Genomic DNA, 14,326 nt, shown 5'->3' with positions numbered 1-14,326 from the left:
TCAGCACTGAGTTGCAAGTGCGTAGGTAAACTGAGAGGGCTCACTCATATTCATTGCGCGCTGTCCGGCGCATAAAAAAGCGATGCCGAAGCATCGCTTTTTTTTATTACCGCATCATACCGTTGCCGGATTAATGCACGCCTTCATCCGCTTTGCGCTTCTGGGCGCTGAGGAAGTGATAGGTCAGCTGTTGGGTATCCGGATCCAGCTCAACCTTCACTGAACCACCATCCACCAGAGAACCGAACAGCAGCTCATTCGCCAGCGGTTTCTTCAGGTTTTCCTGCATCACCCGCGCCATCGGACGCGCGCCCATCGCACGGTCATAGCCTTTCACCGACAGCCAGTCGCGCGCTTCATCGCTGACCTCCAGCGAAACGCCTTTGGCGTCCAGCTGCGCCTGCAGTTCGACAATAAACTTGTCGACCACTTGCTGGATCACCGCCGTTGACAGATGGTTGAACCAGATAATGTTGTCCAGACGGTTACGGAATTCCGGCGTAAACACTTTCTTGATCTCTTCCATCGCATCGGTGCTGTTGTCCTGCTCAATCAGGCCAATGGATTTACGTTCCGTTTCGCGCACCCCGGCGTTGGTAGTCATCACCAGGATCACGTTGCGGAAGTCGGCCTTACGGCCGTTGTTATCGGTCAGCGTACCGTTATCCATCACCTGCAGCAGCAGGTTGAACACGTCCGGGTGCGCCTTCTCGATCTCATCGAGCAGCACCACTGCATGCGGATGCTTAATCACCGCATCGGTCAGCAGGCCGCCCTGATCGTAGCCGACATAGCCCGGAGGCGCGCCAATCAGGCGGCTGACGGTATGACGTTCCATATACTCGGACATATCAAAGCGCAGCAACTCGATATCCAGCGCCTTCGCCAGCTGTACCGTCACCTCGGTTTTACCGACGCCGGTCGGGCCGGCGAACAGGAAGGAACCGACGGGCTTACGCTCATGCCCCAGACCGGCGCGGCTCATTTTGATCGCTTCGGTCAGCGCTTCGATAGCCGGATCCTGACCGAACACCAGCATCTTCAGACGGTCGCCCAGATTTTTCAGCACATCGCGGTCGCTCGCCGAGACGGTTTTCTCCGGAATGCGCGCAATGCGCGCCACCACGGATTCAATATCCGCCACGTTGACGGTTTTCTTGCGCTTGCTGACCGGCATCAGACGGCTGCGCGCGCCGGCTTCATCAATCACGTCGATCGCCTTGTCCGGCAGATGACGGTCGTTGATGTATTTCACCGAAAGCTCCACCGCCGCACGCACCGCTTTGGCGGTATAGCGCACATCGTGATGCGCTTCGTATTTGGTTTTCAGACCGTTGATAATCTGCACGGTCTCTTCCGGCGTCGGTTCGGTAATATCGATCTTCTGGAAGCGGCGCGCCAGCGCGCGATCCTTCTCAAAGATATTGCTGAACTCCTGATAGGTGGTGGATCCGATCACCCGGATCTTGCCGCTCGACAGCAGCGGTTTGATCAGGTTGGCGGCGTCCACCTGCCCGCCGGAGGCTGCCCCGGCGCCGATGATGGTGTGGATCTCATCGATAAACAGGATGCTGTTCTGATCCTGCTCCAGCTGTTTGAGCAGCGCCTTGAAACGCTTCTCGAAGTCGCCGCGGTATTTAGTGCCCGCCAGCAGCGAGCCGATATCCAGTGAATACAGGGTGCAGTCCGCCATCACTTCCGGCACGTCGCCCTGAACGATACGCCACGCCAGCCCTTCGGCAATCGCGGTTTTACCCACGCCCGATTCCCCCACCAGCAGCGGGTTGTTCTTGCGGCGGCGGCACAGTACCTGAATCGCGCGTTCCAGTTCGCGGTCGCGGCCGACCAGCGGATCGATGCCGCCTACCCGAGCCAGCTGATTGAGGTTGGTGGTGAAGTTTTCCATACGGTCTTCCCCTCCGGACTGCTCTTCGTTGATCGGGTTTTCCGCGTTGTTCGGCGCCTGGCCCGGTTCGTCTTTACGCGTACCGTGCGAAATAAAGTTCACCACGTCCAGACGGCTGACGTCATGCTTGCGCAGCAGATAGGCCGCCTGCGACTCCTGTTCGCTGAAAATCGCCACCAGCACGTTGGCGCCGGATACTTCACTACGGCCGGAGGATTGCACATGGAATACCGCACGCTGCAGCACGCGCTGGAAGCTGAGCGTCGGCTGGGTGTCGCGCTCTTCTTCGCTGGCCGGCAGCGTCGGCGTGGTTTGTTCGATAAAGGCTTCCAGCTCCTGGCGCAACGCCGCCAGATCCACCGTACATGCCTCAAGCGCTTCTCGCGCGGCAGGGTTGCTCAGTAACGCCAGCAACAGGTGCTCCACGGTCATAAACTCGTGTCTGTGCTCACGCGCTCTGGCGAAAGCCATGTTGAGACTGAGTTCCAGTTCTTGATTGAGCATAAGCACCTCCCCAATAGATTGCCTTAATCAGGCTTTTTCCAGCGTACAAAGCAACGGATGCTCGTTCTCCCTCGCGTAACGGTTCACATGAGCGACCTTGGTCTCCGCCACCTCGGCGGTAAACACACCGCAGATCGCCTTGCCTTGATAGTGCACCGTAAGCATCAGTTGCGTTGCGCGTTCAATATCATAAGAAAAGAACTTTTGCAGAACGTCAATCACAAATTCCATCGGAGTGTAATCGTCGTTGTTAAGTATAACTTTATACATTGACGGCGGTTTTACCGCATCGATTTGTTTTTCTTCGGCCAAGTGTTCAAAATTCAGCCAATCGTTGCTATTGCCCATCGCTGCTCATCTTCTCTTGTCTACCCCAAGATATGGGGGCGCATTCAGGTTATTCAAACGGGGATCTCTACTATTTTATCATCTTCGCCCTCTCTTCGCCGCAGGGAAAGCGCCGATAAAAACGGCGGCGATCGACGTCGATTGCATGGCAATAGCGTTACCTGCTTCAAACTTTGAGGAACTGCCGTCCCTTGTCAAAAGCCGATCGCTTGACGTGATGATCAGATGTTCTAGAGTGTAATTTCGTGAGCTGCTGGTCTTTTAACCACTTTTTGGCTCATCTGAAAATCAGTTATTCATCTCACTTAAAATAGCGTTGCGAGGGATGTAGAAACATGGAGACGGGTACTGTTAAATGGTTCAATAACGCCAAAGGTTTCGGCTTTATCTGTCCGGAAGGCGGTGGCGAGGATATTTTCGCTCATTATTCGACGATCAAAATGGATGGTTACCGGACGCTGAAAGCCGGTCAACAGGTCAGATTCGACGTGCATCAAGGCCCGAAGGGCAACCACGCCAGCCTGATTGAGCCGCTGGAAAGCGAAGCGGTAACCTGAAGGCGGCGCATGCCGCCGCCCTACCAAAATGCCAGCCACATCGGTGACTGGCATTTTTCATCACCGCCGGACGGTCCTTATTCTCGCGCCAGCGCATCAATCGGGTTAAGACGGGCGGCATTGCGCGCCGGCAGATAGCCGAACACCACGCCGATACCGGTGGAACAGATAAACGCGCTGAGCAGCGCCGCCGGCGGGAAGCTTATCTGCCAGCCCGGCAATACCAGCTGCACCAGCAGGCCGATGGCGAACGACAGGCCGATGCCCAGCGCACCGCCCACCAGACACACCAGCACCGCTTCAATCAGAAACTGCTGCAGCACGTCGCCGGAACGCGCGCCGACCGCCATGCGGATGCCGATTTCACGCGTACGCTCGGTGACCGACACCAGCATGATATTCATCACCCCGATACCGCCGACCACCAGCGAAATCACCGCCACCAACGTCAGGAACAGCTGCAGGGTGCGGGTGGTTTTCTCTGCGGTCTGCACCAGGCTGTCCATGTTGTAGGTAAAGAAGTCTTTCTTGCCGTGGCGCAGCGTCAGCAGGCGCGTCAGCTGCTGCTCCGCCTCCTGGCTGTTGTAGCCGTCGCGGATGCGTACGGTGATCGAATCAAAATAGGCATTGCCCATCAGCCGGTTGGCCATGGTGCTGTACGGCACCCAGACGCTCAGGGTTTTGCTGCTGCCGAACATCGACTGCTTCTCCTGGGCGACGCCCACCACCGTTGCCGGCATATTGCCGACCAGAATCACCTCGCCGACCACCTCTTTCTGATGCGGGAACAGACGGCGCTTGGTATTGGCGTCGATCACCACCACCTGCGCCTGCGACTGCACCTGCAGCTGGTCGATGCCGCTCCCCTGGTTGAATGTCATACCGTAGACGCGGAAAAACTGTTCGCTGATGCCGGTCACATTCGCCGCCGCATCCACATTGCCCATGCGCAGCCGCATGCTGCTGCCGATGGTCGGTGACAGCGCGCCGACGTACGGCTGTTCACGCAGCGCATCGAGATCGTCATACTTCAACGACTGACGATAGGCCGGATCGTCATCGCCAAAATCTTTGCCCGGATAGATATCGACCGTATTAGTGCCGATCGATTTGATATCCGCCAGCACCATCTGTTTGGCGGCGTCGCCGATCACCAGAATGGAGACCACCGAGGCGATGCCGATGATAATCCCCAGCATGGTCAGCATGGTGCGCATTTTATTCGCCGCCATCGCACGCCAGGCCATCACCAGCGCTTCGCGAAAACGTCCGCTCGCCTGCTGCCAGGAGGGCGCCGGCGTCGCCAGATCCAATGACTTGGCCTGCGGATTCGGCATGCCTGCCGGCCGGGAGTCGTTAATGATCTCGCCGTCGCGAATTTCAATGATCCGCTCCGCCTGCTGCGCCACCGTCGGATCGTGCGTGACGATAATCACCGTATGCCCCTGCTCGCGCAGCTGCTTGAGGATCGCCATCACCTCTTCGCCGGAGTGGCTGTCCAGCGCCCCGGTCGGCTCATCCGCCAAAATCACCTGGCCGCCGTTCATCAGCGCCCGGGCGATACTGACGCGCTGCTGCTGCCCGCCGGACAGCTGGCTCGGCTGGTACGCGACGCGCTCCCCCAATCCCAGCCGCTGCAACAGCGCCGTGGCGCGTTCGCGCCGTGCCGCTTTGCCCAGCCCGGCATACACCGCCGGCACCTCGACATTGTGCGAGGCGCTCAGATGCGGCAGCAGATGGTAGCGCTGGAAGATAAAGCCGAAATGTTCACGCCGCAGCGCCGCCAAGGCATCACCGTTCAACGTGGCCACATCCTGCCCCGCCACGCGGTACGTGCCGGCGCTCGGCTTATCGAGACAGCCGAGAATGTTCATCAGCGTCGATTTGCCGGAGCCGGAAGCGCCGATAATCGCCACCATTTCGCCGGCGTCGATGCTCAGCGTCACGTTCTTCAGCACCTCGACGGTCTGTTCGCCAGACTGATAGCTGCGGCAGATGCCGCTCAGCTCAAGCAGCGTTGCCATCAGTTGGCCTCCGCGCCGCCGCGGTTAACGATAACCTCGTCGCCGACCCCAAGCCCTTTGACAATCTGCACGTCTATATTATTACGCATGCCGATGGTCACTTCGCGCTTCTCTTCCTTGCCCTGCTTCAGCACCGCCACATAATAGCGGTTATCGGCAATTTGCTCGCCCAGCGCCGCCAGCGGGATCGCCATCGCCTGGCTGATGCCGCCCAGTTGAATGTGCACCTGTGCGGTCATCTGCAGACGCAACAGCCCCTGCGGGTTCGGCACCTCGAAACGGGCATAGTAGAAGATGGCGTTGTTGACCTTCTCCGGCGTCGGCTGAATGTCTTTCAGCACGCCGTCAAAGCGTTTGTTCGGGTCGCCCAACACGGTAAACCAGGCCTTTTGCCCCGGCTTCAGGTGAATAACGTCGGCTTCGGACACCTGCGCCTTCACCAGCATGGTGCTGAGATCGGCCAGCGTCAGAATGTTCGGCGCCTGCTGCGCCGCAATCACCGTTTGCCCCTGCAGGGTGGTGATCTGCACCACGTCACCGTCCATCGGCGCTTCGATGCGGGTGTAGGCCAGGTTGATTTTGGCCGTATCCAGGCTGGCCTGATTACGGGCGATTTGCGCCTTGATACTCTCCACCTGCGCCTTTTTCACCGCCAGTTCGCTGGTGTATTTATCCAAATCCTGACGCGATACCGCCTGCACACGCGACAGCGCGCGATTGCGCTGCAGGGTGACCGCCGCCAGATGCTGCTCGGCCTGCGCCTGCTGCAGCTGTGCATGCAGTTCGCGCAGCATCGCCTCGCTTTCGCGGATGCTGTTTTGCGCCTGCTGCGGATCGATCACCCCCAGCAGCTGGCCCTTCTTCACTTTATCGCCAATTTCAACCGTCAGGCTTTCCAACTGGCCGCTGACCTGCGCGCCGACGTCAACTTTGCGTACCGCATCCAGCTGACCGGTCGCCAGTACGTTTTGCTGCAGGTCGCGCTTGGCCACCTTCACCGTTTTATAGTCCACCGCTGCCGGCTGACGGAAAAACCAGAATGCCGCCACGGCGATAACCACCAGTCCCACGATGACGATCGTCCTGCGTCGTAGACGTCCCATAAACTTCATAAAGTGGTATATCCTTTTGTTTTTACCGGAGATGATCGCGCATTGTGAACGCTTCAGCGGACAAATTCCCACGATCCCGGTATTTCATCCCGCCGTTACGCGCGCTCTTTAGTCAATTAACGCGCACTATAACCGATTATCCGCGATCAAATCACATATTCCCGACGCGAAAAAAAGACGGCCGGGATCGCTCCCGGCCGTCTTGAGGGTAAAGATCACCCCTGCTGTTTTACCGCCCTGTTACTTTCTGTTGAAGGTAAAGTAGAGCGGGAAGGTATTTGGCGAATCCTGCTGTACCTGCACAAACAGCTTAATTTTATCAATATTGTTCGGTTCTTCCTGATCCCTTTCAACGACAGGAATAACTTTCACCCGGGAAGCATCCGTGACTGTACTCTCAAAAATTTCCAAATCTTCGCCCGATACCGCCACTTTAAAACTTGCACAGAGCCCCTTTAGCCGGCTATTAGGGCCAAACATCTGCACCTCATAAATATCTTTCATACCCGGGGCATTGGTACTGCCAATATGTTTGAACTGGCGAATAGTCACTGGCTTACCCGGGGCAAACGTTGCGGCAAACTCGGAACCATAGGTCCGATAATTGCGCATAAACAGATGGCCGCCCGGCGCCACAAAATCAGCGGTGCTGTCCAAGACGTTTTTATTCAGGTAACTGTCCCGCAGCGTCATCGTTGAACCGGAATGCACCCACTGCGCGCCGTTCATCGAGTTGGTATATGCCGAGTACGAACTCTTATAGTTCAGGGAGCAACTATGCAGAGAATGGCCAACAATACCGCCCAGATAACCACAGTCCACATCAATTTTGGCAAAGGCGCTGCCATAAAAATCGAGGATGATATCAAAATAGAACTGCTGCCCCTGCTCTGCGGTGCGTACGGCAGACACTTCACCGCTCCATGAACCGGAGGTCAACTTATCGCCCGTGGCAAAGGAACTATTACCGCCGGACACGTTAACTTTCTCGATAATCAGAACTTTATAGACGCCCGCGGTTTGTGCATAGAAGGCCAACACTTCACCGCTTGCCGTACCGTTAGAAATTTCGGCGCCGCGCTCCAGCCCAGTAAATGAATTACCGGACAGGGTCACTTCCGATAAATATCGGCCATTGAAGTCTGCATCGCCGGAAATCTGCCCATACTGCGAACCATTTCTCCACAGAGAACCGCCATAAATCATCCCGGTAATAAAACCGACGGAAAGTTTATGCCCTTCTGCAACAGGTTGCTTGCCGGACGTCCCCCTGGCGAAGTAAGCTCCCATATTTCCCCGATGCCAATAATCGCCGGTAATAAAGTTAGAGGCTGAAGGATGCGTTTGCCGACTGCAGTCATACACAATATTACAGTCAATCGCTCGACCAATATGAATCCGCGAACCGCCGCAGCCTGGCCCTTGCACAGATATGCCATTTGCAACTGTCTTACCGTTCATATAGCCAATATGGATTTCAAGAGCAACCATCCCACCCCCGGAACTTCCGCCAATCAGAATCAGTGGCGTTGCGTTTTTCCAGTCCGTGTAAACAGGGAAATTTTTATGCGCTTCTACATTTGCAAAACGTACTTCCAATCCCCGGCCCCAATTATCAATGCGCAACGGTGATTTAAACGCCATCCTTTGAAATGACCAAACTTTATTAAGCTTATTATCAAACGCATGCTTAAGCGCGGCCTGGGCCGCCGGCGTCCAGTCGCCATCGTCAGTGACCAAATGGAAGAAATCTTCCACCAGCACCATATTATCCAGTCGGATCGACGGCATCAGATTACTGACATCTACCCAGGCATTCGGACTGTAGCCATACATTCCATCAACTTCCTTTATTCCATCTGTTTCCGGCGTCTTGCCTGGTTTCAACTCATATGGCAAATTGCCCCGCCAAGCGACATATTTATCACTACTTTCTAAATACAGCGCCTGATTATGTGATTCAATATAAAAGCCGTCTTTAAAATAACCAACGGGGGTATATCCACCGCGGCTCATCACATCTTCATAAGTAACCGGCGTTTGCTTGTCCATATATTGCTCCTGTCTTACTGCGTTGAGTGAGATAACAATGTAAACAGACGCCGCAATATTTAATACAAAATGGAAACCTACTATTAACCACACAACAACATCGCATTCAGAGCCTTGGCACACAGCGATCGTTAAACCGCAGCTCAACATAATGAATATTCCTAATACCGCACCGGCAATATTGAACTGCCGTTTAGTCACCCCTTGATGAAATAGCGCCATTCAATATCGTCAAGGACTTCACCATGTCACAATTCAGCTTTCCGCTCGTCGCCAGCCAGCCGATGAACGGCCAACGGTTAATCACCGCGCTGCTAAGCGGCAGCATGGCGCCCGCCCAGTGCTGGCGCAAAACCTCGTTTCGCCTGAAGTTCCTCAGCCGTTCTCTGTTGAACTGGCAGACCACCAGCGGGCTGATGAACACGCTGGCGGACAACCCGCTGCTGGAAACCATCCTGCGCGCGCAGCCCAACCTGCCGTGCAAACTGCACCGCCCGTATCTGGCGGCCAATATGAGCAAACTCGACGGCCTGTTTGCGCTGCGCGACCACTACGATCTGATTGCCCAGCGCATGCCGGGGAAAATGCTGCACGGGCACCTGGGAACACAGCCGCTGGTGTTAAGCCACGCGACGGATAAAAACGGCGAGACGGTGACGCTGGAACTGGCGGCGATCGATAAGCTGAACAAGGAGGGAGAAACTACGCTGCTGCTGCGCAACGCCGCGGGCATTATGCTGGCGGAAATCACCTTCACCCTGATGCATTTCCGGCAAAAGAGTACGCTGTTTATCGGCGGTCTGCAGGGAGCAAACGTTGACGTGCCGCACAGCGAGATTCAGCATGCGACTAAAGCCTGCCACGGCCTGTTCCCCAAACGGCTGGTGCTGGAAGGGGTGTGCCACCTGGCGCGCCATCTGGGGATTCAGCAAGTGGTGGCCGTCGGCAACGGCAGTCATATTTACCAGAACTGGCGCTATAAAAACAAAAAGCGCGACCTGCTGCATGCCGATTATGACCAGTTCTGGCTGTCGATGGCGGCCCGGCCGCTGCCCGGCGGCTACTTCCTGCTGCCGGAACGCATCGCCCGCAAACCGCTGGAGGAGGTCGCCAGCAAAAAACGCGCGGAATACCGCCGCCGCTATCAACTGCTGGACGCGCTGGAACAGGGGCTGGCCGCGCATTTTTCCCGGTGAGAGCATGGCCGGCGGCCGCGGCTAGTCGGCCCGGCCGCGCGCCAGCCAGATAACCCGTGAGAACATTTTTTTCAGCAGCGCCGGCACCGCGTCGGTGCCCCACTCGCCCGCCTGCATCGCCACTTCGATCGCCAGATCCGGCTTCGAGGCGCGGTGCACCGCTTTCAGGATCACCTTGCGCATCGGCATCTGAGCGTTAACCGGCACCGAGGCCACCCGGTGATACACCGGGCTGAATCCCTCTTTATACATAAAGTGTTCCATGTCCGCCGCCGGCAGCGCCGTCAGACGGTCACGTTCATTATCCTCATGATTGTCCAGCATGCTGCGCACGGTATTGGCGTACTTTTTGCCGGCCTCGTCGCCATCCACCAGCGCATGCCACTCAATCCCCATCCGCCGGGCAAACTTCAGCAGCGGTTTTAACCCGCACTGGGCAAATTCAATCACCCTGACGCCCTCGGCCTGAAAATTATGCCCGCACTGCCGCGCCAGCTCGTTCAGCAGCCATACTTCGGTCTCCCCTTCCACCAGCAGCCAGCAGCGGGCGAACAGCGAAGAAGGACGGTTAAACCGGATATGGAAGGCGATATGCCGGCTGTCTTCCGGCCCGAGACCACGTGACCCAAGGCGATAGGTCGCCACCCGGCCGGACTCGCGCACCAGCCGGCAGACGTGCACCACCGGCACCAGCGATACCAGTTCGCTGGAGTTGGTGGTAGTGATGCGCTGCAGCGGCAGCTGATTCAGCAATCCCCAGGCGACCGACAGCATAATCGGATGCAGGCGGGTTTCCGGATCCTCCACCAGCAGCAGCGGGCGCGCATGAGGTTCCAGCTTCACATTCCCCTTGGCCTGCAGCAGCGTCGAGAACATGCCCAGCAAAATCAGCCGCATGCTGCGACTGTTCGGCTCGGCCACCATGCGGTTGATATTATCGAGCGAACGCCACGCCTGCTGCTCCTGCTGCCGGCGCTGTCGTCGCGGCCCGGCGACGTGTGAACCCTGCTCGGAAAAATAGTGCTCCAGCAGTTGCTGCATCGCCGCCAGCCCCTGACGCAGCTCGCCATTGGTCAGTTTCTGCGGGTTGCGCACCAGTTCACGCGTCAGTTGGTCAAGCTGCTGCGCCAGCGCCTCGTTATCGGCAGGCAACCGATCGCCGAGCGAGCTGGGGCGCAGACGCCGGATAAAGCGCGCATCGCGCAGCCGCAGCACCGGGTGAATGCGAATAATGCTGCGCACCAGCCGGTCGATATGATGCAGCAACAGCGGGTTGCCGTCGGCATCCAGAAAGCTGCGCCAGGTACACACCGTGTCATCATCGGTCATCTCCCCTTCGCAGCGATAATGGATGCGGCTCAGGCCATCCTCCGCCTTGACCCACAGCGGCGATAGATGGCGATAGCGCGGCAGATGGGCATGCCCGATGTCCTTCTCACAGAACGTAAAAATGATCTGCAGGTAGCGCTCCTTGGCCGCTTCATCACCGGGCGGGAAGTGGAAGTCATGCGTTTCGAAGCGGTACAGCGTCTCTTCCGGCGCCAGCAGCAGCGTCAGCGCATCCAACAGGCTGGATTTACCCCAGGCGTTTTCTCCGAGCAGCAGCGTGTTGTCATCCAGCGTCAGCGACAGCCGATTAATGCCACGGAAACCTACAATCTCAATGCGTTCTAAGTACATCTGTCGCCTCCCGTGCGAACCTTCGCCACTCTCTGTCGAATGACGACTCTGAGCATGGTCAACAATCCCCCCGCAGGTCAAGCAAACGCGCGTAAATCTGCTACTTTACTCTGAAGAGGGTTTTGATTAGCCTGTTGCGGTCGCACGGCACTTGCCGTGGCGATTTGAGCAAGGAAATTTTGTCGTCATGTATTCAGGACTGTTGATCATTCTGGTGCCGCTGATCGCCGGCTACCTTATCCCGCTGCACAGCCATCGCCTTATCCAGAGCATCAACCGTCTGCTCAGCCGGATGGTGTACGTTATTCTGTTTTTAATGGGCATCAGTCTGGCGTTTCTGGAAAACCTCAGCAGTAATCTGCTGCTGATCTTCCAATACACCGCCGCGTTTTTCCTCTGCATCTTCCTCGCCAACGCGTTGGCGCTGTACCTGCTGGAGCGCAAACTGCCGTGGCGCAGCACGCATAAACAGGAGAAGCTGCCCTCACGCCTGCATATGGCGTTAGAGTCGCTGCAACTGTGCGGCGTGGTGCTGATTGGCTTCCTGCTCGGCCTGACGCAGTGGCCCTGGCTGCACTACGCCACTGCCGGCAGCGAGTACGCGCTGATTTTCCTGCTGTTTCTGGTGGGGATTCAGCTGCGCAACAGCGGTATGACGCTGCGGCAGATCATTGTTAACCGCCGCGGCATGCTGGTCGGCGTGGTCGTGGCCATCAGCGCGCTGGCCGGCGGTGCGCTGGCGGCCTGGCTGCTGGGGGTGCCGGTGAAAGCCGGGTTGGCGGTGGCCTCCGGCTTTGGCTGGTATTCGCTGTCCGCCATTTTGATCAGCGACGCCTACGGCCCGGTACTCGGCAGCACCGCCTTCTTTAACGATCTGCTGCGCGAACTGGTGGCGATTATGCTGATCCCCACGCTTATCCGCCGCAGCCGCTCGACGGCGCTGGGCCTGTGCGGCGCCACCTCGATGGATTTCACCCTGCCGGTGCTGCAGCGCAGCGGCGGCCTGGAGATCGTACCGCCGGCCATCGTCCACGGCTTCCTGCTGAGCCTGATGGCGCCGGTACTGATCGCCCTGTTCTCCTGACCGTTTCCGGGGGCATTCCCCCCGGAATCGTTCTCATCCGCACGCTATTTTGCGTTAAATCAAACTTACGTCACTTTTCCGACAAAACGCTTTTGCCCCGGCAGTTGCCGATCTATGCTCCAAAACAAGCATTTAAAATGCAACTTTAAAAAGGACGCGATTATGTTTTGTGTGCAATGTGAACAAACCATCCGAACCCCGGCCGGCAACGGCTGCGCCTATGCGCAAGGCATGTGCGGCAAAACCGCCGAAACCTCCGATCTGCAGGATCTGCTGGTCGCCGCGCTGCAGGGCCTGTCCGCCTGGGCGCTGCAGGCGCGCGCGCTGGGCATTATCGACCACCAGATCGACAGCTTCGCCCCGCGCGCTTTCTTTTCCACACTGACCAACGTCAACTTCGACTCGGCGCGCATTATCGGCTACGCGCGGGAGACCATCGCGCTGCGCGATACGCTGGCGGCGCGCTGCCGTCTGCTGGAACCGTCGGTCACGGTTGACCATCCGCTGGCGGCGCTGCAGCTGGCCGGCGATGATATCGACAGCCTGCTGCAACAGGCGGCGCAGTTTGCTCTCGATCAGGATAAGGCCGAGGTGGGGGACGACGTGCACGGCCTGCGTATGCTGTGCCTGTACGGGCTCAAAGGCGCCGCAGCCTATATGGAGCACGCCCACGTTCTCGGCCAGTACGATGACGCGATCTATGCCCAGTATCACGGGCTGATGGCCTGGCTGGGCACCCAACCGCGCGACGTCGACACCCTGCTGAGCAATGCCATGGCCATCGGCCACATGAACTTCGGCGTGATGGCGATCCTCGACCGAGGAGAAACCGACGCGTATGGCGATCCGCAGCCCACCTCGGTCAACGTGCGGCCGGTGGCCGGTAAAGCAATTTTGATTTCCGGCCATGATTTGAAAGACTTACGCATGCTGCTGGAACAGACTGAAGGCCAGGGCGTCAACGTCTATACCCACGGCGAAATGCTGCCGGCGCACGGCTATCCGGAACTGAAAAAATTCAAACATCTGGTCGGCAACTACGGCAGCGGCTGGCAAAACCAGCAGGTGGAGTTTGCCAAATTCCCCGGCCCGATCGTCATGACCTCCAACTGCATTATTGACCCGAACGTCGGCCATTACGGCGACCGTATCTGGACCCGCAGCATCGTTGGCTGGCCGGGCGTCAATCACCTGGACGGCGATGACTTTTCCGCCATCATCCGCCAGGCGCAGGGCATGGCCGGCTTCCCCTACAGCGAGATAGAGCACCTGATCACCGTGGGCTTCGGCCGCCAGACGTTGCTCAACGCCGCCGATACGGTGATCGATCTGGTCAGCCGCAAAAAACTGCGTCATGTGTTTCTGGTCGGCGGCTGCGACGGCAGCCGCGGTGAACGCAGTTACTACACCGACTTCGCCCGCGCGGTGCCGCAGGACTGCCTGATTATGACGCTGGCATGCGGCAAATACCGCTTTAACAAACTGGATTTCGGCACGCTGGAAGGCCTGCCGCGCCTGCTGGACGTCGGCCAGTGCAATGACGCCTATTCTGCGATTATGCTGGCGGTAAAACTGGCTGAGAAACTAGGCTGCGGCGTCAACGATCTGCCGCTCAGTCTGGTGCTGTCGTGGTTTGAGCAAAAAGCGATCGTCATCCTGCTGACGCTGCTGGCGCTGGGGGTGAAAAACATCTTTACCGGCCCGACCGCGCCGGGCTTCCTGACCGACAACCTGATGACGATCCTCAACGATAAATTCGGTATGCGTCCGATCACCACCGTCCAACAGGATCTGCAGGCCATTCTGGGCTGATTCCGTCATTTTTACGGGGCGGCAAAATGCGCCCCGTCCGCAGTGAGGTGC

The 14,326-nt window shown here is 57.7% G+C and carries 10 protein-coding genes; 4 read left to right on the top strand and 6 right to left on the bottom strand.

Translation table 11 applies throughout. From position 1 onward, the window contains the following. Positions 1 to 130: 130 nt before the first annotated feature. Both clpA and clpS read right to left on the bottom strand, forming a co-directional pair. Complete coding sequence (clpA, locus tag CLM71_RS07790; RefSeq protein WP_105230505.1) at positions 131 to 2,410, bottom strand: ATP-dependent Clp protease ATP-binding subunit ClpA; 2,280 nt, start codon at positions 2,408 to 2,410, stop codon at positions 131 to 133. A 27-nt stretch (positions 2,411 to 2,437) separates the two neighbouring features. Then, positions 2,438 to 2,758, bottom strand: a complete 321-nt coding sequence (gene clpS / locus CLM71_RS07785) for an ATP-dependent Clp protease adapter ClpS (RefSeq protein ID WP_105230504.1) — start codon at positions 2,756 to 2,758, stop codon at positions 2,438 to 2,440. 335 nt (positions 2,759 to 3,093) lie between these two features. Between clpS and cspD the strand changes: the two genes are divergently transcribed. Further along, entirely contained in the window at positions 3,094 to 3,315 is a 222-nt protein-coding gene (gene cspD, locus CLM71_RS07780; protein WP_015671737.1) for a cold shock-like protein CspD, read from the top strand. A 77-nt stretch (positions 3,316 to 3,392) separates the two neighbouring features. Here cspD and macB read toward each other — a convergent pair whose 3' ends face one another. The 3 genes from macB to CLM71_RS07765 form a co-directional block, all read right to left on the bottom strand. After that, positions 3,393 to 5,339, bottom strand: a complete 1,947-nt coding sequence (macB, locus tag CLM71_RS07775; protein ID WP_105230503.1) for a macrolide ABC transporter ATP-binding protein/permease MacB — start codon at positions 5,337 to 5,339, stop codon at positions 3,393 to 3,395. Further along, positions 5,339 to 6,451, bottom strand: a complete 1,113-nt coding sequence (macA, locus tag CLM71_RS07770) for a macrolide transporter subunit MacA (RefSeq protein ID WP_105230502.1) — start codon at positions 6,449 to 6,451, stop codon at positions 5,339 to 5,341. The genes macB and macA overlap by 1 nt, the downstream gene beginning before the upstream one ends. Positions 6,452 to 6,691: 240 nt before the next feature. Further along, the gene (locus CLM71_RS07765) at positions 6,692 to 8,725 is read right to left on the bottom strand and encodes a hypothetical protein (protein WP_234008627.1); all 2,034 of its coding nucleotides are present in this window, start codon (positions 8,723 to 8,725) and stop codon (positions 6,692 to 6,694) included. Between the two features lie 23 nt (positions 8,726 to 8,748). On the opposite strand from CLM71_RS07765, the gene CLM71_RS07760 reads away from it, so the two are divergent. After that, on the top strand, positions 8,749 to 9,699 hold the full coding sequence (locus CLM71_RS07760; RefSeq protein WP_105230500.1) for a VirK/YbjX family protein: 951 nt from the start codon (positions 8,749 to 8,751) through the stop codon (positions 9,697 to 9,699). A 21-nt stretch (positions 9,700 to 9,720) separates the two neighbouring features. Here CLM71_RS07760 and CLM71_RS07755 read toward each other — a convergent pair whose 3' ends face one another. Next, on the bottom strand, positions 9,721 to 11,379 hold the full coding sequence (locus CLM71_RS07755; RefSeq protein ID WP_105230499.1) for an ATP-dependent endonuclease: 1,659 nt from the start codon (positions 11,377 to 11,379) through the stop codon (positions 9,721 to 9,723). Positions 11,380 to 11,566: 187 nt separating this feature from the next. On the opposite strand from CLM71_RS07755, the gene CLM71_RS07750 reads away from it, so the two are divergent. Both CLM71_RS07750 and hcp read left to right on the top strand, forming a co-directional pair. Further along, complete coding sequence (locus CLM71_RS07750; protein ID WP_105230498.1) at positions 11,567 to 12,463, top strand: lysine exporter LysO family protein; 897 nt, start codon at positions 11,567 to 11,569, stop codon at positions 12,461 to 12,463. 162 nt (positions 12,464 to 12,625) lie between these two features. After that, complete coding sequence (hcp, locus tag CLM71_RS07745; RefSeq protein ID WP_105233253.1) at positions 12,626 to 14,275, top strand: hydroxylamine reductase; 1,650 nt, start codon at positions 12,626 to 12,628, stop codon at positions 14,273 to 14,275. Positions 14,276 to 14,326: the final 51 nt, after the last annotated feature.

Source organism: Serratia sp. MYb239, from assembly GCF_002966855.1.
Taxonomy (GTDB): Bacteria; Pseudomonadota; Gammaproteobacteria; order Enterobacterales; family Enterobacteriaceae; genus Serratia_B; species Serratia_B rhizosphaerae.
Note: the sequence above shows the minus strand (reverse complement) of the source record. Positions and strands in the feature narration are given on the sequence as shown.